The sequence below is a fragment of the Gudongella oleilytica genome, assembly GCF_004101785.1.
GTDB classification, from domain to species: Bacteria; Bacillota; Clostridia; order Tissierellales; family Tissierellaceae; genus Gudongella; species Gudongella oleilytica.
This window is the reverse complement of the sequence record NZ_CP035130.1, coordinates 1,248,877-1,274,286: the sequence shown is the minus strand read 5'-3', so window position 1 is coordinate 1,274,286 and position 25,410 is coordinate 1,248,877. Positions and strand designations below refer to the sequence as shown.

The window sequence follows — 25,410 nt, the reverse complement described above, 5'->3', positions numbered from 1 at the left end:
GTGAAAATGAAAGCTAAATGGACAATGATTTTGATACTTGCATTTGCACTCCTTGTGCTGCCTGGTACGGTATTTGCTGGTCAAGTAGAGGTTTCCGTGATAACTGCAGATGAAGCATATGATGCCGGATATTCAAAGGGTGCTGAATTTTATGGAATAGATCCAAGCTTTGAGGATGAGGATGATGCACTGGATGCATATATTACTTCTGACATTTTTGATGAAGACCAATATGATGAGATAAGACTTGCTGGCAGACTAGGTGACTTTGAAGAGGGATTTGTTGAAGGATATGAGGATGCCCGAAAGGGTGATGTTAAGGTCAATTATGCAGATGCTTTAGGTAAAAGCATGGGTAAGACAGCTGCTCTGAACGACTTTTATGGAGGCAGAGACTCTGACTGGGTGGATGCCATTCCAAGTGACAGAACTATATCGAGAGCCTTTAATCTTGACCAGATGTCAGAAGACTATGAAGATCAGTTTATAACTGAATTTAAAGCAGGTTTTAAAATCGGCTATGAAGAAACCTATGAAAAAATGATGTTTGATCCTGCAAAGAACAACATGGATGAAGGTCTTACCAACGGCCAGAGCGCAGGTGAAATCGAGGGTAACACTGCTGCTCAAAAGGATTACCTATCAGGCCTTGAGATGGACTATGACAGACATATCCTCAGTGAAAGGGAAATAAAGGACAGGTATAGGTTAAGCATGGCGTCCGCTGAGTACAGCGACGCGTTCGTTGAAGGTTTCAGATCAGAATTCTATTTATCATATAACAGTACCTATAGAGAGCTATTAGGCAGTCAGGCAGTCAATAAGACCACTTCAGTATTTGTAACCGCCAAAGGTGGAGAGCTTACAGCTAATGCAATATTCGATGGGATAGACGACCCTGGAATAATGGTTACCATAGAGCCTGGAACCTTCTATCTTCCTACACATTTAACGATAGATACTATGAATACCTCATATTATCAATTAGGACCGAGTATAAGAGCCTCTGAGCTTTACAGGGTGCTTCTCGACAACCCTGCAAATACGATCGATAAAACCAAGTATGTGACCCTTAGCTTCCCGTATTACGGGGATTCCAACAAGGGCGGCATATACAAGTTCATCGATGAAAGATGGTATTATCTGCCGTCGGTAGTATCAGACGGCATGATAAGCACTAAGGTTGCACCTCATACACTCGCAAACAGAGACAGTGTCTACGCAGTATTTATGGACGACAGCATAAGGATCCTCACAGATGTCCGTGACCATTGGGCAAAGGATGAGATCGAGACCATGGTCAGAAGGGGAATAATCCTCGGATACCCTGGCTCAACTCCACTTGATGGTACCTTCAGACCGTCACAAAATATAACGAGGGCTGAATTCCTTATACTTTTAAGCAGGATCGAAAACTGGGTGCTTCCCAATTATGTAGCAAGAGCGACCTATTTCAATGACTATCTGACTTTCAGCACCTATGACAGGATCATAAGCTATGGACTGAACAACGGCTATATATTGGGGTATACTGACAGGACCTTCAGACCCCACAATCCAATTTCATATTATGAGGTGGAGCTTATTATGGGACGGGTACTCCGTGATTACAGCTTCCGCTGGAACAGCGTGGCGACTCAGATGATGTATGAAAAGGCATACAAATCACCCAGCTTTGTTGACTTAAACAGAAAGATCACAAGAGCTGAGGTTGCTTATATGCTTTATACGCTTAATGAATGGCGTTATTAGAGAGTAACAGGAAGGGCTACACACTCATCGAGCTGCTGATGGTGGTAGCCCTTATTTCTTTGTTTTTGGCCATTGCTGTTCCGAGATTTTCCTTTGTCCACGCCATGAGGGAGAAGCAGGAGATCAAGTACCTGTATAAGGATCTGTTATATGCGAGAAATAAAGCCGTTGTTGAAAAAAAGTCCATCAGCTTTGACATTGATCTGGCAAAAAATAGCTATCGAATAAGTGAAGGTACGAAGGAAATAAAGAAGGTCGAGCTTAAGAATGGAGTGATCCTTGAGGGCTGCACGAAAGGAAATCTGCTGTTCAATAGAATCGGAAGCTCAGGAAACAATGCACAGACCATAACCTTTAGAACAAGAAGCGGAGATTGGTATCAAATTACTATTCCAGTAGCAACACCTGACATAACATTAAAGAAGGTCGATTGACATGAAAAAGGGGTTTATATTGCTGGAAATACTTTTAGGGATCACTTTTTTAGGAATTGTCGCTGCTGCCAGCTTACCTTTAATGACGAATTCCATGATAAGCATGGACAGAGCTGCGGAGAGAGGCGAGATGATTTATCTTTGTGATTATGTGGCACAAAAACTTAAAACTGATGACGATGAGGTATTGGAATCAGTTGAGAGTTTACTCAACGAAGGCAGCATTGAATACCGGGATGAGGAAATTGATGAAGATGTGTATAGCTGTACCCTTGATCTGATGGAAGCTGAGGGGAATTATATGTTGATCGGAGTAAGGATCAAATCACAAAAATATGACAACATGGAGGTCAGACTTGAAGTCAGCAGGCAAATACAAGGGGTTTTCACTAATTGAGGTGGTTGTAGGGCTGGGATTGGTTTCAATTGTTGTTGCGAGCTTAATGTCTGTCCTTCAGCTTTCCAATCTTATCACAAAAAGAGTTGAAGAACAGGATAAAAGCTCAATATCTGCGATATACTCCCTGGAATATATTAAGGATGAGATCAAGAGATCGGAAAAGGTCTACCCAATAGATGCATGCCCCGGCCTTTCTGATATTTACCCCGATAATTTTGGATTTATCCTAATGGAAACAGTGAAGGATGATGATGGAACGAAGTATAACTACAAGACATATTACATGGGTGATGGCACGATCAAAAGGATCGCTTACAACAACAGCATTGTAAAGATGCCAGCTTATGACAAATTTTCAGGCTTCAATACTGTAGCAGAAAATGTAGTGTCTATTGAGGGTACCGGCTTAGATGCTGAAAACGCACTGATCCGTATATGCTTGGAGGTAGATCAGGGTGATGATAAGACAAGAACCTACATTGCAGCGGCTTCAGTAAAGGGGCGTGTTATCGATTGAAGTTTATAAATAGAAGGGGATCTGCTCTAATGATGTCCCTTATTGTGTTTTCTTTAGTTTTTATGATGACATTTTACTGCCTGTATATGATTACATATCAAAATCATTTGGCTTCTGCTCTTGAACAGAGGATAGCAGACAGACTCACAGCCGAGAATGAGCTTTATAAGATCCTGTACAGCTCTGGAGAGGGCGGGCTGATATTCAATTTGAAAGATGCTATTTATAAAGCATTAAGTAACCAGGGTAAGAAATGGACAGTAACACCCGAGGAGCTTGGAAGTGAATCCGGTATTATAGGAGATATTTCCTACAACCAAGGTCAACTTAAAGTCGACCTTCATTATCCTGTGAATTTAGGCGATGATATGCCGTCTATCGAAATTGTTGGAGAACTCTATAATCCGATATTCCTTGAAGGAGATCCAATAGTAACACCTGACTCGCTTGATTCCGAGGAATTGCAGTTGCTGGACTTAGTCTATGAAAATTTACCTGGAATAGTTGAAGAAGAAAATCTACTTATTCCAAATGTGGTTGTTCTTGAGCAAGGCAATATTGATGCTTTTATCAAAAGGACGGGCTATGGAGTATATAAAACAGAAATCTTAGTTGACGGATTCTCTAAGTATTATAGTTTTTCGCAACCCCAAATTACAATATTTCAAATGTCAAAAAAGAATTCTGATGACATTGTGGAGCTACGACTGGATCTTAATAATTATGCATCAGGTATCAAAGCTATTTTTTACGTTGAAGGGGATGTAATAATCGAATCAGACTTCAAGCTTAATGGGATACTCATAATAGAAGGAGGCAGCCTGACGATAAAAGAGGGAGCAACATTTTATCTAAATGGTAAACTTATAAGCGATGGTCCGATTAATAATGATAATATCGTTGATGTTATAGCTAATCCTAACGTAGCACAAGTAGGAATTCACTTGCCCGGCTTCTTTAAACCTGTGATACAATATATTAAAGTATATTGATGGAGAAAAACAATGAAAAATATCGTATTGATAGGTATGAGCGGCGTGGGTAAATCCGTAAAGGGAAGGTACCTGGCTAAGTATATGGGCTGGAGATTTCTTGACACGGACAGGATGATTTCTGATGAGATGGGAATGACCATTGAGGAGATATTTGAAAAACATGGAGAGCCATTTTTCCGTCAGAAGGAAAGGGAGGTCCTTGCGTATGCCATGTCCTTTGAGAACACTGTCGTTTCGACTGGAGGGGGAATAATCCTTGATCCAGAGAATGTTAAGCTTATAAAGGACAGAGGTGTAGTATTTTTTCTCCATGGCTCAATCGACTCAATTGCTTCAAATATTGAAAGCAGCAGCATTGCCAGACCTCTTCTTGCTGGGGATGGAGAACTTAGAGACAGGATAGAAAGGCTTTACAGGAGCAGGGAAGCTTTGTATTATTCATCCTGCCATATGGCCATACATGTAGATGGCATGACACGGAGTGAATTCTCCCGAAAAATCAAGGACAGCTACCGTAAACTTTTACCTTGTTAGGTTATTGTAATACTGATATAATGTTGTTATTAGGGGTATTGCGATCATTGCAATGCGTTTTGATATGAACAGGAGGGAATAGCTTGATACAAGCAGGGGAGTTTAGAAAGGGTATAACCTTCGTCATGGACGGGGATGTATGGCAGATAATCGATTTTCAACATGTTAAGCCTGGAAAAGGCGCAGCATTTGTAAGGGCTAAAATCAGAAACGTTTTGTCAGGGGGAGCGAAGGAAATCACCTTCAACCCGACTGAGAGATTCGAGAAGGCTGTTATTGAAACAAAGGAAATGCAGTACCTGTATTCAGATGGCGAGCTATATCACTTCATGGATACTGCAACATATGAGCAGCTCCCGCTTTCCTATGAATCAGTTGAGGAAGCTATCAAATACCTTAGGGAGAATGATACAGCAGTTATCAGATTCTTCCAGGGCAAGGCCTTCGAAGTACAGGCACCTAACTTTGTTGAGTTAGAGGTAACTGAGACTGAACCGGGAGTAAAGGGTGACACAGCTCAGGGAGCAACAAAGCAGGCAATAGTTGAAACCGGAGTTTCCATCAGTGTTCCGTTGTTTGTGAACATTGGAGACAGAATAAAAATCGACACGCGAACCGGAGAATATCTGTCCAGAGTATAATCGCTGGAAGATTCTCCTGCCTCGTTGATCGCCTTTGAGTGCTTTTTGCATTTAGCAAGAAGCTCCATTGAGAACTTTATAAGGAGGGGTAAAATGGAATACTTATTTCAGAAGGTAGCATACCTTAAGGGCCTGGCTGATGGGCTGGGTATCGACGAATCCACTAAGGAGGGCAAGCTTCTCCTGACTATCGTCGAAACGCTGGAAGAGTTCGCAGAGGTTATGGAGGAGATCGTTGAGGATCAGATCGATCTTGAGGAGTACGTAAACTTCATCGACGAGGACCTTGCCGACGTAGAGGATGACATCTACGGAGACGAAGAGGACTATGAGTTTGATGATGACGACTTTGAGTTTGACGATTACACTGACTGCTGTGACGATGAAGGCTGCGGCTGTCACAAGGGATTTGGAATCGATGAATATTTCGATGACGAAGACGAAGAGGACGAAGAATAATCATTGGCCTAAAGCTTAGCTTTAGGCCTTTTTCCTGCTTGGAGGCTGTATTGTAATGAGTGGTCAGCTTTGGTATAATACCTTTATAATGATCGAAGGAGTGTTATTATGACTGATAAGATCCATATGGAGGGCATAGAGAACGGAAGCATAAAAATATCCAACGAAGTGATCGCCAGTATTGCAGGCATGGCTTCAAGCAAGGTAGAGGGCGTTGTGGGAATGAGCGGCAACCTTGCAGGCGGCATAACTGAGCTTCTTGGCAAGAAGAATCCGACAAAGGGGATAAAGGTTGAGGTAAGGGACGATGGGGTTTACCTTGAGATGCACCTTATGCTTTGCTATGGCTCAAAGCTTAATGAGGTTGGTCTTGAGGTGCAAAAGAAGGTCAAGGAAGCTATTGAATCTATGACTGACCTTACCGTCAGGGAAGTAAATGTGTTTATTGAGGGAATTGGAAAGACTAAAACGGACAAGGAAACTCCGGAGACAAAATAGTCGGCTGGAGCTTGGAACTTTGATAAAAGGATAGGAGCAGGGTATGGGTAGAAAGCAGGCAAGAGAAGGTGCAATGCAGCTTTTGTTTCAAATCGAATGTAACGGCGAGTTTGGGGAGGATGTAGTAGGAGCCTTCCTTGAGAACTTCCAGTTTGAAGGAAACGAGGCAAAATTTATTGAGGAAGCGATCCAGGGAGTGCTTGATAACAGGGAGCATATAGATTCACTTATCACAAAAAACCTTGAGGGATGGTCTCTTGAAAGGCTGGCTAAGGTCGATCTGTCGACTCTGAGACTGGCTGCATACGAGATTCTTTACAGGGATGATATCCCGGTCGAGGTATCCATCAATGAAGCAATTGAGATAACGAAAAAATACAGCTCAGATGATTCCTACAAGTATGTAAATGGAGTACTGGGAGGCCTTGTCAGAGGCCTTGAGAAAGATGAGTAGACTTTACTTGGGTTTGGATACAAGTAACTATACTACTTCAATATCCGTCGTAGACCAGGATGGGAATATCGTCCAGGATCTAAGAAGGCTCCTGAAGGTAAAAGAGGGAGAAAGGGGTCTTAGACAGCAGGAGGCCCTTTTTCAGCATGTAAAGAACCTTCCTGAGCTGTTTGAGGAGCTAAGGTGCGATACAAAGGGTATACAGGCAGTTGGTGTAAGCACAAGGCCCCGATCTGAGGAGGGCTCGTATATGCCGGTTTTCCTTGCAGGGGAAGGCTTTGGCAGAGCTGTTGCAGCTATGCTTAAGGTACCTTTATTTAGGCTTAGTCATCAGGATGGGCATGGGGCTTGTGCACTTATGGACAATCCGGGCATAGAGAAAGCTCTGTTGCTTCATATATCCGGAGGCACCACTGAGTTGGTTGAACTTACTGACTTATCTGATGAATTTTCTACAAAAATTCTTGGAGGAACGCTTGATATAAGTCTGGGCCAGCTGGTTGATCGTGTAGGAGTCAAGCTTGGGATGGGATTTCCCAGCGGGATGGAGATGGACAGGCTCTCAATTATGGGATCCGGTTTGCCTATTAGCTTAAAAGTTGATCCAAAGGATGGCTGTGTAAACCTCTCAGGGCTTGAGAACAAGTTTTCAAAGGAAATCGATAAGGGATCAAAGCCCGAGGATATTTGCAATACATTATTCTTAACTTCAGCTAAAGTCTGCGAAGCACTCATCCGATACGGACTTTCTCTTGAAGCATATGAAAGGGTAATCGTCGTAGGCGGCGTTGCAGAGAACAGGATCATAAGAGAAAGACTTGCTGAAATATTTCCACAGGGACTTCTAAGCTTTACAAAATCCGGATTATCCTCCGACAATGCAGTAGGCATAGCCTGGCTGACAAGGAGACTTAATGAAGGAAGGGAATGATCGTATGAGGCCATTGATGGTCAGCGAGGTAAACGGCTATATCAAGAAGCTGTTTGCAGGAGATATATTGCTTACATATCTGCAGATAGAGGGTGAAATTTCCAACTTCACCCACCATTACAGCGGACATATGTATTTTAGCCTGAAGGACGACAAGAGCAGGATAAAGTGCGTTATGTTCAAGAACGATAACGAGGCTATAGATTTCAAACCGAAGGATGGCATGAGAGTCGTGATATCGGGGCAGGTATCCGTTTATGAGAAGGATGGAAGCTATCAGGTATATGCCAGAAAGATGGGAAAACAAGGCCTTGGAGATCTGTACCGGGCTTTTGAGGAACTGAAAAAGAAGCTTGCTGAGGAAGGCCTGTTCGACCAGGAGAGGAAGGTACCCTTACCGAGGATACCTAAGAAAATCGGTGTAGTCACATCCTCAACGGGTGCTGCAATTAGAGATATTACTAGTATACTCAAGAGACGTTACCCAGCTGTAAATATGCTGCTTTATCCAGCTTTGGTTCAGGGAGACGGGGCTCCCAAGGATATAATAAAAGCGCTTAAGTACCTTGATGCAAGGGAAGATATAGACGTGATAATCGTAGGAAGGGGTGGAGGATCCTTCGAAGAGCTTGGTGCATTTAACGACGAGGCTCTTGCAAGATGCATAGTAGATTTGGACACACCGGTGATTTCAGCTGTCGGTCATGAGACGGACTTTACAATAGCCGACTTTGTCGCTGATGTCCGAGCTGCTACTCCCTCTGCTGCAGCAGAGCTGTCAGTACCTGATAGAAAGACCCTTTTGGATGAAGTAAGCTCGATTGGGAGCTCGGTCCTTGGAGAAATGGGGAGAAAAATCTCCAGGGAGGATGATAAGCTGGATGGACTAATGAAGAGGTTATCCTACTCAAGTCCCTACAGGTCCCTTTCAGATAAGCAAATGGAGCTTGATGGCATATTCAGACAACTGGAGCATTCAATGTTTCGAAGCTTTTCAGGCTACAGGGAAAGGCTTGCCGGGTATGATGCCAGACTTAAGCTTTCCGATCCGGGGCTTCCACTTGAAAAGGGCTATGGAATAGTGACTGATCCTGATGGAAGGATAATAAGAAGCATCGAAGGGATAAGACCAAAGGATGTGATCTCAGTAAGACTTAAGGATGGCAGCCTAAAGGCAAGGGTTGAAGAGGTTTTCGAGGAGGCTAAGGATGAAAATTAAGGATATGAACTACGAAGAAGGCTATGAAAGGATCCAGGAGCTTCTTCAGGAGCTTGAGGGTGGAGAGTTGAAGCTTCAGGAATCAGTGGAAAAGTTCAAGGAGGCTATGGATATATACGAGCATTTAAGGGGATTGTTGACGAAGGCTGAGGGAGAAGTAAAGCAGGTGCTTGAAAGAGACGGAAGTCTTCAGGAGGAAGATTTTCCAGGGCAAGGTCAGGAGGGTATCGATGAGAGCTACTGATAACAGGAATGAGTATCTTAGGCTAATTGATGAGGGCCTTATGAATGCTATAAAGTCGAGGACCCCCTATGAGCTCGAGATTTCTCAGGCTATGGAGTACAGCCTTTTTACAGGCGGAAAGAGGCTAAGGCCACTTATGACGATAAAGGCTTATGAGATGTATCACGATTATATATACAAAGCGCTGCCCTATGCCATAGCTATTGAGATGATCCACACTTATTCGCTGATACATGACGATCTTCCTGCAATGGATAATGACGACTACCGAAGAGGGAAGCTTACAAGCCACAAGGTCTTTGGCGAAGCAATGGCAATACTTGCAGGAGATGGTCTTTTGAACCTTGCATTTGAGACTATGCTGTCTGCTGCAAAGGAAAGCTGTGATATGGAATCCATTAAGGCTATGCAGGAAATAGCAAGAGCCTCCGGCTGTAAGGGAATGATTGGAGGACAGGCTATTGACCTAAGATCTGAGTTGGAATCCATGGATGAGGAAAGCCTTTTGTTTATGTACAAGAGTAAAACTGCTGCCCTGATACAGGCAAGCATAATTTCAGGAGCGATCCTTGGAGGTGCCGATTCAGAGCATATTGAAAAGCTGAGGGACTTTGGATTGAGGCTTGGGCTTGCATATCAAATACAGGACGACCTTCTTGACGACGAGAAGGACGAGAGTATTGAAAAGTGTACCTATTTATCCTTCCATTCAAGGGAAGAGGCGGAGAAGAAGGTGTTGGAGCTTAGCAATAGAGCTGTTTCAATACTGGACTCTCTCGATGAAGTTGACACATCATTTTTCCGGGATCTGACTCTTGAGCTCGCCGGCAGACAGGTATGATCCATTGCAAAATGGAGGAAATTGTGATATAATCGGCTTAGCAATAAGTGGTACAGTATTCTAGTCAGCACAGCTATTCTTGAAGGCGGGGCTAAAAATCCGTCAAAGGGCATATCGATGAAGTTCTTTATGCTTGGCTTGCGACGCCCAGTCGTGGGCTTTCATAAGGAGTAAGAAGGATGGGGCGATCTGCAATGGCATGCGGGCGTGGACCCTGCCTTCGTGGAGACATGATATAGTGATAAATAGTATTATATCGTGATAAACCTGCAAGACACTAAATATCTAATAAAATGTGCAGAGTAGCCTGCCTTGAGTGGAGTAGTGCGGATGATAAGTTCAATTTGACCAGACGGGGCCCAGTTCTGATCAGATTCTGTTATCGAAACCTAATCTGCAAAAGAGGCTAGGGAATAGACTGGCTGTTGAGGAAAACTCCTAGACTGTTCAAGCTATGAGGTAACAAGAGGATTACAGTGCGGACTAAGTGGCAATCCAGTTCTGTCTTTGGCAACAGGACAGATGGAGGAATAAAGGGAAACCGCTGCACCGGCGACGGGCAGTTCCTTCTTGGGAAATCCTACTGGACCTGAAGCCGTAAGATTTACTCTGGTTACTACCACTAGGTTAGGCTGATAGCTTCGCTATCAGCTTTTTCATATAATTGGATAATATACATATAAATCAATTCAATGAGGTTGACGCTGTTATGGAGGAAAGAAATGGCAAAGAAGGATGACGTAGGGTTTTATCGGAAGTATAATATGAAATGGGTGTTTTTTATCACCCTGTGGACCTTTATTATCTCCGTTGGCTTATCTATTTTTGCAGAAAGCCTGGTTCAAAACCTGGATGTTATACTTGGTTTCTTGATTTTGTTGTTTTTCATATTCATTGGAATATTGTTTGATATAATTGGGATCTCAGTGACAACTGCTGATGAAAAACCGTTTCACGCTATGGCCTCAAATAAGATCGGAGAGGCGAGGACAGCCATTAAGCTTGTCCGCAATGCAAGCCAGGTAAGCAATTTCTGCAACGATGTCATTGGAGACATAAGCGGAATTATCTCGGGAGCTGTTGCGACCAGCATAATCTATAAGCTTATGACAAGGCTTGGGTTTGTAGACGGCACACTTCTTACCATACTTCTTACAGCAGTTACGGCTTCTCTTACTGTAGGGGGAAAGGGAGTTGGCAAGTCGATTGCCGCCTATCACTATGAGGAGATAATTTACAGCGTATCAAGGGTAATAGGCTTTTTTGAAAGACTGACGGGCCTTGAGTTTATGCCTCCAAAAAAGAAGCCTGTTCGCGAGAAGGTCAGGAAGGACAAGGAGAACTGATCATGGTTAAGAAGAGAGCTGACATTATCCTGCATGAGAAAGGCCTGGTCGAGTCAAGGGAAAAGGGCAAGAGAGTGATCATGGAGGGTTCGGTATATGTTGGAGAAAAACGGGTCGATAAGCCGGGGGAATATCTGGATGAGACCGTTGAAATACATATAAGGACCAATCCTCTCCAGTATGTGAGCAGGGGAGGCTTGAAGCTTGAGAAGGCAATGGCCGAGTTCGGTATTGACCTTCAGGGGAACGTCTGCATGGATATGGGCGCTTCAACCGGGGGATTTACTGACTGCATGCTGCGATCCGGCGCATCGAAGGTATATGCAGTCGACGTTGGCTATGGTCAGCTTGACTGGAGACTCAGAAACGATCCTCGGGTGCTTGTCATGGAAAGGACCAATATCCGCTATATGGAGGAGGATTCCATAGAGGATAGACTTGACTTTGTATCCATCGATGTCAGCTTTATTAGTCTGAAGCATATCCTTCCTGTCGCCTCGTCATTTCTTAAGGAGGATGGAAGGGTAGTTGCTCTTGTTAAGCCCCAGTTTGAAGCAGGAAGGGATAAGGTCGGGAAGAAGGGCATAGTCAGGGACAGATCTACCCACAAGGAGGTAATCAAGGCCGTCATCCTTCATGGAGAGCAGTGCGGTCTGTACCCTGAAGGACTTACGTTTTCACCTATAACCGGAACTACTGGTAACATTGAGTTTTTACTTTGCCTCTCTAAGGCCAAGCGAGTAATATCTGAAGAAATTATTGAAAAGGTACTGGATGAGGCCCACGATAATTTAGGATAACGGAGGGAAGCCATGCTAAAGGAGCTCCACATCAGTAATTTTGCCATAATTGAAGATCTGACGATTGAATTTGAGGAGGGCTTTAATCTCCTCACAGGAGAGACTGGCTCAGGTAAATCTATTATTATCGAGGCGTTGGAGCTGGTACTGGGAGGCAGAGGAAGCCGTGAAATGATTCGAAGCGGCTGTGATAAGGCGGTCGTGGAGGCAATGTTCGCATTGAACGACAAATTCAGGGAAGCGCTCTCTTCACAGGGATTCGAGGCTGAGGACTGGCTGATACTGACAAGGGAGCTTTCCGAGAAATATCCAAGTGTGTCCAGAATAAACGGAAGACCTGTTACATTGTCAACTCTTTCCTCTTTTACCAAGGGGCTGGTGGATGTATTCGGCCAGCATGAGCATCAGTCTTTGCTGGATGTATCAAACCACATCAGGATACTGGATATGCTTTTAGACGCCGAGGGAAGAAGTATCATTGCAGAGCTTGCCAGGGATCATGAGATTTACAGGGAGCTTGCAGGAAAGCGCGAAGAGCTGGTAATTTCATCTCAGGAAAGGGAGAGGGAACTGGATCTTCTCGAGTTTCAGATAAATGAAATCGCTGAAGCAAACCTCACTCCAGAGGATGACGAGAAGCTTGAACTGGAATTCAAAAGGCTTTTCAACCTAAAGGATATTATAGCAGGAGCTTCTTTGGCAGGGGATGCCATTAGTAGCAGAGAGTATGGACAGGAAGGAGCACTGGCTCTTTTAGACAGAGCAATTGCTTCATTAAAGGATATTAAGAAATATGATGAAAAATTATTACAATATAGCAATAAATTAGATTCTCTGAGGTATGAACTTGAGGATATTGGCAGGGAGCTATCCCATTATTGCGAGTCGCAGGAGATTGACGAGGAGAAGCTTTTCTCTTTGAGGGAGAGACTGGATAAGGTGAACTCTCTTAAGAAGAAGTATGGAAATTCCGTTGAACTGATAATGCAGTTTAAGTACAAGACAGAGGACAGAAGAGAAAAGCTTCTTAACCTCGACAAAGAGCTGTCCCAGCTTGACCAGAGGATCAATGCTCTCCAGGCTGAAAGGCTTAAAAAGGCTGAGAGACTTAGTATTCTCAGGAGGGAGGCTGCTGAGAGACTTGATCGCAGCATGGAATCTGAGCTCCAGTCTCTTAGTATGGAGAATGTCCTTTTCAAGACCTCGTTCACCCGAAAGAATGAGGTAGGGAAATACGGGATCGATGAGGTAGAGTTCCTTATATCCACTAATCCGGGCGAGGACTTGAAGCCTCTCTCAAGGATAGTATCAGGTGGAGAAATGTCCCGTATAATGCTTGCCTTTAAGGGAATAATTGCCGACGGGGATGGCATTCCGGTACTTATTTTTGATGAAATAGACACTGGGATAAGCGGAAGGACCGCACAGGTCGTGGGGGAAAAGATCAAAAGGATAGCAGTGAACCACCAGGTAATATCCGTATCCCACCTGCCTCAAATTGCAGCTCTCGCGGATACGCATTTTGCCATAAGCAAGGATTCGAGGGACAAAGACGTTATAACCCTTGTGAGGAAGCTGTCCAGAGAGGAACGGATCGAGGAGTTAGCAAGGCTTATAAGTGGAGCGAGTACCACCGAAACGACCCTGAAGCATGCAAGAGAGATGCTGGAGCTGTCAAATAAGGTTAAATAAAAGCCTTTATGTGGTATAATATAAAGATAATCAATGGTTGGGAGGGTCAAAATGACTTACGAAGAAAAAACCATGAAGTGCGACAGGATATATGAGGGCAAAATAGTGAACCTTAGAATAGACACGGTCGAGCTGCCTGATAAAAAGTACTCCAAGAGAGAAATAGTTGAACATCCTGGCGGAGTAGGAGTTGTTGCCTTTGATGAAAGTGGAAAGGTTTTGCTTGTAAAGCAATACAGGAAGGCGACAGGCCAAGTGCTTCTTGAACTGCCGGCAGGTAAACTTGAGGTCAATGAGGAGCCGAGGGAGACCGCACTTAGGGAGCTTAAGGAGGAAACCGGATATTCTGCAGCCAGGCTTGAGTACCTTCTGGAGTTCTACACTTCTCCGGGATTCAGTACAGAGAAGATATATCTTTTCCTTGGAGAAGAACTTACTCCTGGTGAACAGGAGCTGGAGGCTGGAGAATTTATTGACATTGAAAGCTATAGTCTTGAGGAACTCAACAGGATGATAAGCAGGGGTGAGATAATGGACAGCAAGACCATTATAGGCATACAGACCGCTGCACAGATCGTTAAGAACAGAGCTGAAAAATAAATTTTGGAGCTGGCTATGTTTGATAAATGGATCAGAGGATTTTCGAATTATATAACGGATGAGAAGAGCCTTGTGAAGAGCTCGGCAGAAGCATACATTGGAGATATCAAAGGATTTCAGGAGTATCTTAATGACCTGAAGCTGAATGAGCCCGATGATGTAAGCAGCACCATCATCATCAGGTACATGCTCAATCTTCAGAGGTCAGGGAAAAATCCTTCAACCATATCACGACACCTGTCAAGCATAAGGTGCCTGTTTCAGTACTTAAGGGATGAAGGGATCGTAAAGACAGACCCTACGAGAAATCTTAAGCCACCCAGAAAAGAGCGGAGAAAGCCTGCTGTTCTTACAGAAAACCAGATTGGAAGTCTTCTGGAACTGCCAACTGGAGAAAATGAAAAGGGTGCACGAGACAGGGCGATAATCCAGCTTATGTATGGAACAGGGCTCAGGGTATCTGAAATCATATCACTGTCCATAGGCGATATTGACCTGAAGGGTAAGACTATCTCCATAATGGGCAGGCTCGTACCTATGGATTCTGAACCAAGAGACAGCATTGATTCTTATATTTTGAAGTACAGACCGGACAGCAGACCGGAAGAGCCGCTGTTTACAAACAGGAGCGGAAGCAGATTGTCAAGACAGGGCCTCTGGAAGATCATAAAGAGCTATGGGAGTGAAACTACTCCACAGAGCATTAGAAACTCATTTGCGGTACATATGTTGAGCCGTGGAGAGGAGCCTGAAAGAGTAGGACAGCTCCTTGGTCATTCGGACCCATCCTCCATCCACATCTTATCTGAAATTGCTGATGGATCAAAGGACTGACGGATAATTGAGCTTGACTAAAACAAGGAGGCAAATATGAGAGCAGTAGATATTATAGAAAAGAAAAAGCATGGCCTGGAGCTTAACAGGGATGAGATTTACTTCCTTATTCACGGCTATACAAAGGGCGAGATACCTGATTATCAGATGTCTGCCTTTCTTATGGCTGTGTATTTTAAAGGGATGACTCCAGCGGAAACATCAAACCTTACAATGAGCTTTGTAGAATCTGGCGATCAGGTGGATCTGTCTGAGATCGAGGGTATAAAGGTCGACAAGCACTCAACTGGTGGTGTAGGCGATAAGATAAGCCTTATAGTAATCCCACTGGTTGCCCTGGCCGGAATTCCCGTAGCGAAAATGAGTGGAAGGGGTCTGGGTCATACAGGCGGTACCATAGATAAGCTGGAGTCTATAAAGGGCTTCAGAACAGAGCTTTCGCCAAAGGAATTTATATATAATGTCAACAATTATAAAATGGCGATCGTAGGCCAATCTGCCAATCTGACTCCTGCCGACAAAAAGATATATGCATTGAGGGATGTAACCTCAACCGTAGATTCCATCCCGCTTATAGCAAGCTCGATAATGAGTAAGAAGATAGCATCCGGAGCAGAGGCAATAGTGCTGGATGTGAAGGTTGGGTCCGGAGCATTCATGAAATCTCTTGATGAAGCGAAATCCTTGGCAAGAACCATGGTGGACATTGGCAACAGCCTTGGCAGAAGAACTGTTGCCGTAATAACAAACATGGATCAGCCTCTTGGACACGAGGTTGGTAACAGCAGCGAGGTTATAGAGGCCATTAAGGTGCTTTCGGGTAGTGGAGCAGAAGATGAGACTCAGGTAGCACTTACGATTGCAGCTCACATGTGCGTACTGGGCGGTGCCTATGACACCTTTGATAAGGCTTACAGCGCTCTAAAGGACACCATAAGCTCAGGCAGAGCTGTTGAAAAGCTTAAGGAGCTTATAAGTATACAGGGCGGAGACCCAAGGGTAGTTGAAGACAACTCGCTTTTGCCCCATGCCAGGAGAAGTCTGGAAATAAGGGCTGAAGCATCCGGCTTTGTAAATGCCATTGATGCTGAGGAAATCGGTGTTGCCGCTATGCTCCTTGGAGCAGGCAGAAGGACCAAGGAAGATCCAATAGATTTTGGAGCCGGAATATCCTTAAAGAAGAAGCTTGGAGACCAGGTAGAGGCGGGAGATGTGCTTTGCATCCTTCACACTGACAAAGAAGACACTAAGGAGGCTGAAAGGAAGGCCTTCGAAGCCTATACAATTTCTCCGATGGCACCTGAGAAAGCTCCGTATATATATACGGTCATTGAATAATCAAACGGAAAAGAGGTAACTGATGAGCTACTTGATAAGCCTTCCGGGGCTTTTAACGGCAATTATATTTCATGAGCTGGCACACGGCCTGACCGCATACTGGCTGGGAGATCCCACTGCAAAGGATGCTGGGAGGCTTACCTTGAATCCGATCAGGCATATTGATCCTGTGGGTTTTTTGTTCATGCTTGTGTTCAGATTCGGATGGGCTAAGGCTGTGCCCATTAATCCTATGAATTTCAAGAATAGAAAGCGTGATACTATATTGGTCTCCATAGCGGGAGTTACAGTGAACTTTATCATAGCCATGATCCTTGGAGCTGTCCTGGTCTATGGGAACGTTACCAACCAGACCGCTATAGATATACTTGGAATAGGGATGTGGTACAATATAATGCTTGGAGTTTTCAATCTCCTGCCATTCCCGCCCCTTGACGGATCAAAGGTTGTGGCAAGTCTTTTGCCTGTAAAGATGGAGTATTATTTTTATAAATACGAAAGATACTTCTATATAATATTGCTTGGACTGATAGCTACGGATATGGTCCAGAGGATATTGGGTCCATTGGTAAACTTTGCATATTCACTGATCATCAGGATTTTGGTTTAGGAGGCGTGCTTTGAAATACCAGGTTAGCATGGAGGCTTTCGAGGGTCCGCTGGATCTTTTACTGAGCCTGATAGACAGGAATGAAATAGATATTTATGATATACCTGTTCATGTTGTCACTGAACAGTTTATAGCTCATATCCAAATGTGGGAGGAGATGAACCTGGAAATTGCCAGCGACTTCATTCTCATGGCTGCAACTCTTCTTGAGATCAAGTCCAAGATGCTCCTTCCCAAGGACTCGGTCATCATCGATGGGGCAGAGGTTGAGGTCGACCCCAGAGAAGAGCTTGTGAAGAGACTTATCGAGTATAAGCTTTTCAAGGAGATATCTGAGGAGCTTAAAAAGAGCGAGGCAGTCTATAGCAGAGTGTATTATAAGCCTCAGGAAGATATAAGCGAATTCAGGGATCCATTTGATGAGCTTAGCTCAGTAGAGCTAAGGGACCTGGTTAACACATTGGAATCCATACTTCAGCGCTTCAGGTATGAGAATCCCTCGGACCAGATATTCGACCTGGAAAGAGAGGAAATCAGCATGGAGGAATGTGCCGAGGATATCAATGAGAGACTGAGCTCGCGGAAAACTTTTAAATTCAGTGAACTGGCAACCGTTTGTAAAAGCAGATCCAGGATAATTGCGTATTTCCTATCACTTCTTGAGATGATGAGGATGAGGATTGTTATTGTCAAACAGGATATCAGGAATTCTGACTTGATAATTGAGAAAAGGGGTTGAAGCATCGATGGATGACAGAGAGACAAAGTCAATAATTGAAGGGTTGCTGTTTACCTTCGGCGACCCCCTGGAGTCCAAGGAACTGGCGAGAGTGCTTGAACTGCCCCAAAAGGAGGTCACAAGGCTGCTTAAGGAGATGAAGGATGAATTTGACTACAACAGAAGAGGCATCAGGCTTATAAAATTCAACGATTTTTACCAGCTTGGGACAAGGCCTGAGCATCATCAATGGATAAAATCGATCGTTCTTGAAAGAAATACCAAGTCCCTGTCAAACGCAGCTTTGGAGACTTTATCGATAATTGCCTACAGACAGCCGGTGACTAAGGCTGAAATAGACCATATAAGGGGAGTTAAAAGCGACAGGAGTATTGAGACCCTTGCCATGAGAAGGCTTGTCAGAGAAACCGGAAGGCTGGATAAGCCCGGCAAGCCGATCCTTTACGGCACTACGGATGAATTTTTGAAATACTTTGGGCTGGAATCATTGGATCAGCTTCCTCCTCTGGAAGGACTGGCTGATTCTGATTATATGGAAGAATAGGGGGGAGAACTGCATGAGCAAGGAAGGAATAAGGCTTCAAAAATACATGGCTCTTTGCGGCGTAGCTTCCCGCAGAGCTTCAGAGGAGCTTATTAAAAATGGGCAGGTACAGGTAAACGGGAAGGTTGTCCTTGAAATGGGTACAGTGATAGATCCTGACAAGGACAGAGTTTCCGTGGACGGCAAGACTGTAAAGCCTGAGAAGAGAAAGGTATATATCATGCTTAACAAGCCTGTTGGTATAGTAACAAGCCTTAAGGATGAGAAGGGTAGAACAGTCGTTACTGATCTTATAGAAGGCGTGGATGAAAGGATATATCCAGTAGGAAGACTGGATTCAGATACAAGCGGACTGCTTCTATTGACAAATGATGGCGAGCTGGCATTTAAGCTTACACATCCCAGCAAGAGGATATTTAAGAAGTATATTGCCATCGTCGAGGGGCTCCCCAATAAGGGAGAACTGGAAAGACTTAGAAACGGAATAAAGATAGATGGCCGGGTTACCTCCAAGGCCAAGGTAAAAGTGTTGAAGAACTTTGGAGAGGATTCAATATTGGAAATCGAGATTTTTGAGGGAAGGAACAGGCAAGTAAAGAAGATGTGTGAGGCAGTAAATCATCCGGTTAAAAAACTTAAAAGAGTCGCCTTTGGAGAGCTTCAGCTGGGGGGACTTGAATCCGGGAACTGGAGATACCTGAACGATGAAGAGCTCGCATTCATAAGATCACTATAAGGAGATATTATTATGCTGGTTTTTAAGGATATAAGAGATGAAGATCAATTGGGAAAATACCTTCTGGAGAATGGTCTGGAGCCTAAGGCCTTACGTGACAGCACATTTTTTGGCGGATTCGAGGATGAAAAGCTGTTTGGCATATGTGAAGCATATCTTTCAGATGACGGAGTTTTCCTCGGGAATTGGCACGTTGACGGCTCACATTCGGGGCAAGGCATGGAGGAGGCTATACTTCGATCCCTGTTTAACAAGCTTGAGCTAAATCAAATAGACTACATCTATAGCAAGGACAAACATAATCTCCTGGACAGGATCGGATTCCGGGACAGTCCTGAAGGATACAGGCTTGACCTTAAAAAGCTTTTCGATGGTGGCTGCAGCTGCTGTGGAGGTGAAGTTCATGAGGAATGAAAAGCTCAATAATGCAGTTCAGTTTACTGAGCTTATCATCAAAAGCTATGTGAAGGCAGGAAATGTATGTATCGATGCAACAGCCGGAAACGGAAACGACACCGAGATCCTCGCCACAGCTGTAGGGCAGGCGGGAAGAGTGTATGCCTTCGACATACAAAATGAAGCAATAGAAGCGACCAGATTCAGACTGGGAGCCAAAGGCCTGCTCGACAGGGTGGTACTTATAAATGACGGTCACGAAAGGATAAGGGAGCATGTCAGTGAGGAAGCGGATTTTATAATATATAACCTGGGGTATCTCCCCGGTGGTGACAAATCCCTGTCCACAACCAAGGAAACAACTCTGGAAAGCTTGAAACAGGCTCTGACCTTACTTGCACCAGCCGGATTAATGGCAATAACCTGCTACAGAAGCCACGAAGGCGGTGAAGAGGAGTACAAGGCGGTAATGGAGTTTGTTTCGCAGCTGGATCAGATAAAATACAATGCTTTTAGATTTGAACTTTTAAACCAAAAAAATGCTCCGCCTGTGGTTATAGGCGTAGAGATGAGGGGAGTGGCGTAATGGCAAAGGTAAAAATAATGGAAACTGCATTCAGGGATGCTCATCAGTCCTTGATTGCCACCAGAATGAGCACTAAGGATATGATCCCGATAGCCGAGAAGTTGGACAGGGTTGGATACCATGCACTTGAGGTTTGGGGTGGGGCAACCTTTGACTCATGTCTGCGGTTCCTAAACGAAGATCCCTGGGACAGGCTGAGACAGCTTAGAAAGGCATTCAAGAATACAAAGCTGCAGATGCTTCTGAGGGGCCAAAATCTTCTTGGATACAAGCATTATCCTGATGATGTGGTCGAGGAGTTCGTCAAAAAGGCCATCGAGAACGGAATAGATATAGTCAGGGTTTTCGATGCCCTAAACGATTTGAGAAATCTGGAGACTTCAATCAAGGCAACAAAAAAGTATGGCGGACACGCTCAGGGAGCCATATCCTACACAGTCAGCCCTGTTCACAACAATGAATACTATGTTCAGGTGGCTAAGGAATTGGCTGAAATGGGAGTTGATTCAATTTGTATCAAGGACATGTCGGGGATATTGTTGCCTTACCCTGCATATGAGCTGACTAAATCAATTAAAGCAGCTGTAGATCTGCCTCTTGAAATACATTCTCACTTTACCAGTGGAGTCGCCAATCAGACATATATGAAGGCAATCGAGGCTGGAGCAGATATAGTAGATACTGCCATATCACCACTTGGCAACGGTACAAGCCAGCCTGCAACTGAGCCGATGATAGTGTCTCTCCAGGGAACAGAATATGCTCCTGATATTGATCTGGACTTGCTTCTTGAGATATCGGACTACTTCAGGGAGCTTAGGGATAAGTATCTCGCTCAGGGACTGCTGGATGTCAAGATGTTGAATGTCGACGTAAATACGCTGAAGTATCAGGTCCCAGGAGGGATGCTTTCCAATCTGGTTTCCCAGCTGAAGGCACAGGGCAAGGAGCATATGTATGATGAGGTGCTGAAGGAAATACCACGAGTAAGGGAGGATTTTGGATATCCGCCTCTTGTAACTCCAATGAGTCAGATGGTGGGTACAACCGCAGTCTTCAATGTTATTCTCGGAGAAAGATACAAGATGGTTCCGACTGAATCGAAGAATTATGTCAAGGGATTGTATGGAAAGCCTGCGGCACCAATTTCTGAAGAAATCAGGAAGAAGATAATCGGAGATGAGGAGGTTTTCGAGGGAAGACCTGCAGATCTTCTTGAGCCGCAGCTTGAAAACTACAGAAATGAGATAAAGGAATACCTTGAGCAGGATGAGGACGTGTTAAGCTATGCATTGTTCCCGCAGGTTGCAATACCGTTCTTCAAGCAAAGACTCGCAGAAAAATACAGGATAGAGACTGACCTTTTAAACCAGGAAGAAAAGACACATCCGGTATAAATATTAAAATAAAAGACAAGGGTTTTTTATAACCTTGTCTTTTATTTATCAATAAAAACCTCTCAAATGTTGTTATATTCTATCGTTTGCAAGGATACTTGCAATTTTTTTTTATTTAACCAGAACATGAAAGAAATCTTGCAAAACCCTTATGTGTTTGATATCATTAGATTAGAAGAGAATGAGCAATCTGTGGGAGGGAAAACCATGTCAGATAAGAAAGATAAGATCGTGACCGTTGATAAGGAATGGTGCAAGGGCTGCGGTATTTGCGTCGCTTTTTGCCCGAAAAGCGTTCTTGCGATAGAAAATGGTAAGGTAGAGATAAAAAATATTGATGCTTGCATACAGTGCGGCCAGTGTGAACTGAGATGCCCTGACTATGCGATTTATTTGGGAGGTAAATAGCTATGGCGATAAAATTGATGCAGGGAAATGAAGCATGTGTTGCCGGAGCATTGAAGGCAGGGATGAGGTTTTACGCCGGATATCCAATTACACCCTCCACTGAGATAGCAGAGCTTTCTGCCGAGGCACTTCCAAAGGTGGGCGGCAAGTTCATACAGATGGAGGATGAAATCGGAGGGATCGCAGCAGCACTGGGAGGATCACTGGCAGGTCTGAAATCAATGACAGCGACCTCCGGACCAGGGTTCAGTCTTAAACAAGAAAATATTGGATATGCGATCATCACAGAGACACCTATTGTAATAGTAAATGTTCAAAGAAGCGGACCCAGCACGGGACTTCCGACTTCACCGGCACAGGGAGACATAATGCAGGCAAGGTGGGGTACCCACGGTGACCACTCAATAATTGCCCTTTATCCATCATCGGTAAGGGAAATATATTACACAACTATAAGAGCGTTCAACCTGGCAGAGAAATACAGAACTCCAGTAATACTTTTACTTGATGAAATCATCGGACATATGAGGGAGAAAATTGAGATACCAGAAAATGACACGGTAGAGATTTACGATCGTAAGACACCTTCAGTAGGTCCTGAGGAGTATAAGGCATATAAGGTTCCTCAAGGTGCAATAGTTCCTGAAATGGCTCCCTTTGGAACCGGATACAGGTTTCACGTTACTGGACTTGTCCACGACGAAACCGGATTCCCATCAGGAAATGAGCAGGTAGCCGAGAAGCTTCTAAACCGTCTTATGGACAAGATTGAGGACAACATAGAGGATATAGTTACTTACGATGAGTACATGATGGAGGATGCGGAAATTGGCATAGTATCCTTCGGAGCAATTGCAAGATCTTCAATGGCAGCAGTTGATACGCTTAGGGAGCAGGGGATAAAGGTTGGACTGTTCAGGCCTGTCACCATATGGCCTTCACCGGAGAAAAGACTTGCTGAGCTCGGAGAAAAACTTTCCTCTATTTACGTTGTAGAGCTTAATGCAGGACAATATTTCCTCGAAGTGGACAGGATAGCAGGGAAGAAATGCAGGATAGAGAAATATGGGAAATTCAACGGCGATATCATCACTCCTGAGGAGATCGTCGCGTTTATAAAGGAGGACCAAAATGCCTAGTGAACTGGTTAAAGAATATTTTAGAACACAAAATCTAGCCCATATTTGGTGTCCAGGCTGCGGGAATGGTATAGTTACAAGAGCTATAGTGAAGGCAATAGATGCCCTCGGATTGAATAAGGATGAGGTATGCATAGTATCTGGAATAGGCTGCTCCTCCAGAGCTCCGGGATATCTTGACTTCAACACTCTTCATACAACTCACGGAAGAGCACTGGCCTTTGCCACCGGAGTTAAGCTTGCAAATCCAAAGCTTAATGTAATAGTAATAACTGGGGACGGAGATTCATCTGCAATTGGAGGAAACCATTTGATCCATGCCTGCAGAAGGAACATAGACATTACTACAATAGTATTCAACAATAATACCTACGGTATGACCGGAGGGCAATTCTCACCAACGACTCCTACAGGAGATAAGGGGACCACAGCTCCTTATGGAAGCATCGATCCAAATTTTGATCTCTGCAATCTGGCACAGGCTGCCGGGGCTTCCTATGTTGCAAGGGGAACTGTTTATGCAGCAAATGCTTTAGAAAAAAATATCAAGGAAGCTATACAAAACAAAGGCTTTTCATTCGTGGAAGCCATGTCCACCTGCCCAACCTATTACGGCAGAAAGAATAAGAAGGGTACTGCAGTAGATATGGTAGAATACCTTAGGGATCATGCAATAATGAAGGCTGCATGGGATAAGCTTCCTGATGAGAAAAAGGAAGGAAAGTTCGTAGTCGGAAAGCTCCACCATATAGAAAGACCTGAATATACGGAGCAGTACGATAAGCTTATCGAAAGAGTAAGGAAGGTGGATTAGGATGAAGCGTTGGGAAATGAGATTGTCCGGCTCTGGAGGACAGGGTTTGATAACAGGGGGGATCATTCTTGCAGAGGCAGCCATACTGGATGGCAAGAATGCGCTGCAGTCACAGTCCTATGGACCGGAGGCGCGAGGCGGAGCAAGTAAAGCCGAGGTAATCATAAGTGATTCAGAGATAACCTTCCCGAAGGTCGAGGAGTGCAATTTCCTTCTCTCTCTGACACAGCTGTCATGCGATAAGTATCTTAAAAATCTGGAACCCGGTGGGATACTGGTCATAGATACGACCGTTGAAATGCCCGAAAGAGAGGATATTAAAATATTCAGGATTCCAATACTTTCTACAGCTGAGGAAAAACTCGGTAAGCCGATGGTTGCCAATATAGTTGCACTTGGCGCTATAAACAGCATTACAGGTCTGGTTTCTGAGGAGGCTCTTGAAAAGGCAGTTTTATCCAGAGTACCTAAGGGAACTGAGGAACTGAATAAAAAAGCCCTTGTCGAGGGCTACAATTTAGTATCATAGAGGGGCCATCGGATAATGATCAGCAGTCAGAACGTTATTAAAACCATTCAGGACAGCTATTCCAGACTTAGCAAGGGACAGAAGATCATAGCAGAGTATATGATAAACCATTATGATAAGGCTGCATTTATGACGGCGGCTTCGCTTGGTTCCATCCTGGGAGTGAGTGAATCTACAGTAGTACGGTTCGCCAATGCTATCGGTTACGATGGATACAAGGAGCTTCAAAAGGAACTTCAGGAGGTCATAAGGAACAAACTGACCACAGTGCAGAGACTTAGCCTGTCCGATGAATTCACCAAGAATGAGAATTCAATTTCCAGAGTGATTGAAAAAGATATTGATAATCTTAAAAAGACTTTGTCGGATATTGACTTTGGAAACTTCCACAAGGCTGTGGAGTACGTTGCATCAAGCAAAAAGATATATATAATGGGCTTAAGAAGCTCATCCTTTCTATCCGGTTATCTGGCTTTTTACTTAAACTTTATTTTCGACAATGTCAGACTTGTGGAACCTGGGCCTAACGACATATTTGAGCAGCTGGCGAAGGTCGGAAAGGACGATGTAATAATCTGCATAACATATCCGAGGTATTCAAAAAGAACCCTTGAGGCTATGGAGTATGCAATGACTAAGGGCTGCAAAGTAATAAGCTTTACAGACAGCCTTATTTCTCCTGCGGCATCCAAGGCACATCTGACATTGATAGCTAGGAGCGACATGTTGTCCTTTGTGGATTCACTTGTTGCGCCTATGAGCCTGATCAATGCATTTATAATTGCGGTTTCGAGCATCAAGGATGAGGATATAACACCTTATTTCGAAGAGCTTGAAAGCGTCTGGAAGAAATATAGTATCTACGACGAAAATAACCAATAGTAAAATCAATCGAGCCTGCATATTTATAAAGTGCAGGCCAATATTTTACAGACAATAATCATATTTAATATTATCATAAATGATAAGTATTCCTGCCCGTT

33 protein-coding genes are annotated in these 25,410 nt (G+C 44.1%); 32 read left to right on the top strand and 1 reads right to left on the bottom strand.

The genetic code is table 11. The features are described from left to right. Window positions 1–6 precede the first annotated feature (6 nt). From EC328_RS05995 to EC328_RS05930, 14 genes are all read left to right on the top strand, one after another. Complete coding sequence (locus tag EC328_RS05995) at window positions 7–1,752, top strand: S-layer homology domain-containing protein (protein ID WP_128425954.1); 1,746 nt, start codon at window positions 7–9, stop codon at window positions 1,750–1,752. Continuing rightward, a complete protein-coding gene (locus EC328_RS05990; RefSeq protein ID WP_128425953.1) occupies window positions 1,740–2,186 on the top strand; it encodes a pilus assembly FimT family protein in 447 nt (148 codons plus the stop codon). Before EC328_RS05995 ends, EC328_RS05990 begins: the two co-directional genes overlap by 13 nt. 1 nt (window position 2,187) lies before the next feature. Then, the gene (locus tag EC328_RS05985; protein ID WP_128425952.1) at window positions 2,188–2,583 is read left to right on the top strand and encodes a type II secretion system protein; all 396 of its coding nucleotides are present in this window, start codon (window positions 2,188–2,190) and stop codon (window positions 2,581–2,583) included. Beyond that, entirely contained in the window at window positions 2,543–3,103 is a 561-nt protein-coding gene (locus EC328_RS05980; protein ID WP_164906047.1) for a PilW family protein, read from the top strand. The genes EC328_RS05985 and EC328_RS05980 overlap by 41 nt, the downstream gene beginning before the upstream one ends. A 29-nt stretch (window positions 3,104–3,132) precedes the next feature. Next, window positions 3,133–4,095, top strand: a complete 963-nt coding sequence (locus tag EC328_RS05975) for a hypothetical protein (protein ID WP_164906046.1) — start codon at window positions 3,133–3,135, stop codon at window positions 4,093–4,095. A 12-nt stretch (window positions 4,096–4,107) separates the two neighbouring features. After that, complete coding sequence (locus EC328_RS05970) at window positions 4,108–4,632, top strand: shikimate kinase (protein ID WP_128425949.1); 525 nt, start codon at window positions 4,108–4,110, stop codon at window positions 4,630–4,632. An 83-nt stretch (window positions 4,633–4,715) separates the two neighbouring features. Further along, window positions 4,716–5,273: an elongation factor P gene (gene efp, locus EC328_RS05965; RefSeq protein ID WP_128425948.1), complete on the top strand. Its 558-nt coding sequence runs from the start codon at window positions 4,716–4,718 to the stop codon at window positions 5,271–5,273. A 93-nt stretch (window positions 5,274–5,366) separates the two neighbouring features. Further along, window positions 5,367–5,732, top strand: a complete 366-nt coding sequence (locus EC328_RS05960) for a CD1247 N-terminal domain-containing protein (protein ID WP_128425947.1) — start codon at window positions 5,367–5,369, stop codon at window positions 5,730–5,732. Window positions 5,733–5,840: 108 nt separating this feature from the next. After that, window positions 5,841–6,230, top strand: a complete 390-nt coding sequence (locus EC328_RS05955; protein ID WP_128425946.1) for an Asp23/Gls24 family envelope stress response protein — start codon at window positions 5,841–5,843, stop codon at window positions 6,228–6,230. Between the two features lie 43 nt (window positions 6,231–6,273). After that, complete coding sequence (gene nusB, locus EC328_RS05950) at window positions 6,274–6,684, top strand: transcription antitermination factor NusB (RefSeq protein WP_128425945.1); 411 nt, start codon at window positions 6,274–6,276, stop codon at window positions 6,682–6,684. After that, on the top strand, window positions 6,638–7,615 hold the full coding sequence (locus EC328_RS05945; protein ID WP_128425944.1) for an anhydro-N-acetylmuramic acid kinase: 978 nt from the start codon (window positions 6,638–6,640) through the stop codon (window positions 7,613–7,615). Before nusB ends, EC328_RS05945 begins: the two co-directional genes overlap by 47 nt. Beyond that, window positions 7,599–8,834, top strand: a complete 1,236-nt coding sequence (gene xseA / locus EC328_RS05940) for an exodeoxyribonuclease VII large subunit (RefSeq protein WP_128425943.1) — start codon at window positions 7,599–7,601, stop codon at window positions 8,832–8,834. Before EC328_RS05945 ends, xseA begins: the two co-directional genes overlap by 17 nt. Beyond that, the gene (gene xseB / locus EC328_RS05935) at window positions 8,824–9,078 is read left to right on the top strand and encodes an exodeoxyribonuclease VII small subunit (RefSeq protein ID WP_128425942.1); all 255 of its coding nucleotides are present in this window, start codon (window positions 8,824–8,826) and stop codon (window positions 9,076–9,078) included. The genes xseA and xseB overlap by 11 nt, the downstream gene beginning before the upstream one ends. Then, window positions 9,065–9,919 (top strand): polyprenyl synthetase family protein, encoded by an 855-nt coding sequence (locus tag EC328_RS05930; protein ID WP_128425941.1) that lies wholly within the window; start codon window positions 9,065–9,067, stop codon window positions 9,917–9,919. Before xseB ends, EC328_RS05930 begins: the two co-directional genes overlap by 14 nt. A 452-nt stretch (window positions 9,920–10,371) precedes the next feature. Here EC328_RS05930 and EC328_RS11505 read toward each other — a convergent pair whose 3' ends face one another. After that, window positions 10,372–10,542, bottom strand: a complete 171-nt coding sequence (locus tag EC328_RS11505) for a hypothetical protein (RefSeq protein WP_164906045.1) — start codon at window positions 10,540–10,542, stop codon at window positions 10,372–10,374. A 99-nt stretch (window positions 10,543–10,641) separates the two neighbouring features. Between EC328_RS11505 and EC328_RS05925 the strand changes: the two genes are divergently transcribed. The 18 genes from EC328_RS05925 (at window position 10,642) to EC328_RS05840 (ending at window position 25,309) form a co-directional block, all read left to right on the top strand. Continuing rightward, window positions 10,642–11,265, top strand: coding sequence for a hypothetical protein (locus EC328_RS05925; RefSeq protein WP_128425940.1), 624 nt, complete (start codon window positions 10,642–10,644; stop codon window positions 11,263–11,265). A gap of 2 nt (window positions 11,266–11,267) precedes the next feature. Next, a complete protein-coding gene (locus EC328_RS05920; protein ID WP_128425939.1) occupies window positions 11,268–12,065 on the top strand; it encodes a TlyA family RNA methyltransferase in 798 nt (265 codons plus the stop codon). A gap of 12 nt (window positions 12,066–12,077) precedes the next feature. After that, window positions 12,078–13,757: a DNA repair protein RecN gene (gene recN, locus EC328_RS05915; protein ID WP_128425938.1), complete on the top strand. Its 1,680-nt coding sequence runs from the start codon at window positions 12,078–12,080 to the stop codon at window positions 13,755–13,757. A 51-nt stretch (window positions 13,758–13,808) separates the two neighbouring features. Further along, a complete protein-coding gene (locus EC328_RS05910; protein ID WP_128425937.1) occupies window positions 13,809–14,357 on the top strand; it encodes an NUDIX hydrolase in 549 nt (182 codons plus the stop codon). 15 nt (window positions 14,358–14,372) lie between these two features. Next, complete coding sequence (locus EC328_RS05905) at window positions 14,373–15,191, top strand: tyrosine-type recombinase/integrase (RefSeq protein WP_128425936.1); 819 nt, start codon at window positions 14,373–14,375, stop codon at window positions 15,189–15,191. Window positions 15,192–15,227: 36 nt separating this feature from the next. Further along, the gene (locus tag EC328_RS05900) at window positions 15,228–16,529 is read left to right on the top strand and encodes a pyrimidine-nucleoside phosphorylase (protein ID WP_128425935.1); all 1,302 of its coding nucleotides are present in this window, start codon (window positions 15,228–15,230) and stop codon (window positions 16,527–16,529) included. A gap of 22 nt (window positions 16,530–16,551) precedes the next feature. After that, entirely contained in the window at window positions 16,552–17,139 is a 588-nt protein-coding gene (locus EC328_RS05895) for a site-2 protease family protein (RefSeq protein ID WP_128425934.1), read from the top strand. A gap of 10 nt (window positions 17,140–17,149) precedes the next feature. Then, window positions 17,150–17,878, top strand: a complete 729-nt coding sequence (locus EC328_RS05890; RefSeq protein ID WP_128425933.1) for a segregation and condensation protein A — start codon at window positions 17,150–17,152, stop codon at window positions 17,876–17,878. Window positions 17,879–17,885: 7 nt separating this feature from the next. Then, the gene (gene scpB, locus EC328_RS05885; RefSeq protein ID WP_128427005.1) at window positions 17,886–18,422 is read left to right on the top strand and encodes an SMC-Scp complex subunit ScpB; all 537 of its coding nucleotides are present in this window, start codon (window positions 17,886–17,888) and stop codon (window positions 18,420–18,422) included. Between the two features lie 28 nt (window positions 18,423–18,450). Further along, a complete protein-coding gene (locus EC328_RS05880) occupies window positions 18,451–19,158 on the top strand; it encodes a pseudouridine synthase (protein WP_276318555.1) in 708 nt (235 codons plus the stop codon). Between the two features lie 12 nt (window positions 19,159–19,170). Beyond that, window positions 19,171–19,572 carry a hypothetical protein gene (locus EC328_RS05875; protein WP_128425931.1) on the top strand — a complete coding sequence of 134 codons (402 nt, stop codon included), beginning with the start codon at window positions 19,171–19,173 and terminating at the stop codon, window positions 19,570–19,572. Beyond that, window positions 19,562–20,140, top strand: coding sequence for a tRNA 5-(aminomethyl)-2-thiouridylate-methyltransferase MnmM (mnmM, locus tag EC328_RS05870; RefSeq protein ID WP_164906044.1), 579 nt, complete (start codon window positions 19,562–19,564; stop codon window positions 20,138–20,140). The genes EC328_RS05875 and mnmM overlap by 11 nt, the downstream gene beginning before the upstream one ends. After that, entirely contained in the window at window positions 20,140–21,537 is a 1,398-nt protein-coding gene (locus EC328_RS05865) for an oxaloacetate decarboxylase subunit alpha (protein ID WP_128425929.1), read from the top strand. Before mnmM ends, EC328_RS05865 begins: the two co-directional genes overlap by 1 nt. A gap of 207 nt (window positions 21,538–21,744) precedes the next feature. Further along, window positions 21,745–21,945 carry a 4Fe-4S binding protein gene (locus EC328_RS05860; protein WP_128425928.1) on the top strand — a complete coding sequence of 67 codons (201 nt, stop codon included), beginning with the start codon at window positions 21,745–21,747 and terminating at the stop codon, window positions 21,943–21,945. 2 nt (window positions 21,946–21,947) lie between these two features. After that, entirely contained in the window at window positions 21,948–23,084 is a 1,137-nt protein-coding gene (locus EC328_RS05855; protein ID WP_128425927.1) for a 2-oxoacid:acceptor oxidoreductase subunit alpha, read from the top strand. Further along, window positions 23,077–23,898 (top strand): 2-oxoacid:ferredoxin oxidoreductase subunit beta, encoded by an 822-nt coding sequence (locus EC328_RS05850; protein ID WP_128425926.1) that lies wholly within the window; start codon window positions 23,077–23,079, stop codon window positions 23,896–23,898. The genes EC328_RS05855 and EC328_RS05850 overlap by 8 nt, the downstream gene beginning before the upstream one ends. A 1-nt stretch (window position 23,899) precedes the next feature. Beyond that, complete coding sequence (locus EC328_RS05845) at window positions 23,900–24,427, top strand: 2-oxoacid:acceptor oxidoreductase family protein (RefSeq protein ID WP_128425925.1); 528 nt, start codon at window positions 23,900–23,902, stop codon at window positions 24,425–24,427. Between the two features lie 15 nt (window positions 24,428–24,442). Next, on the top strand, window positions 24,443–25,309 hold the full coding sequence (locus EC328_RS05840; protein WP_128425924.1) for a MurR/RpiR family transcriptional regulator: 867 nt from the start codon (window positions 24,443–24,445) through the stop codon (window positions 25,307–25,309). The last annotated feature ends 101 nt before the right edge of the window (window positions 25,310–25,410 follow it).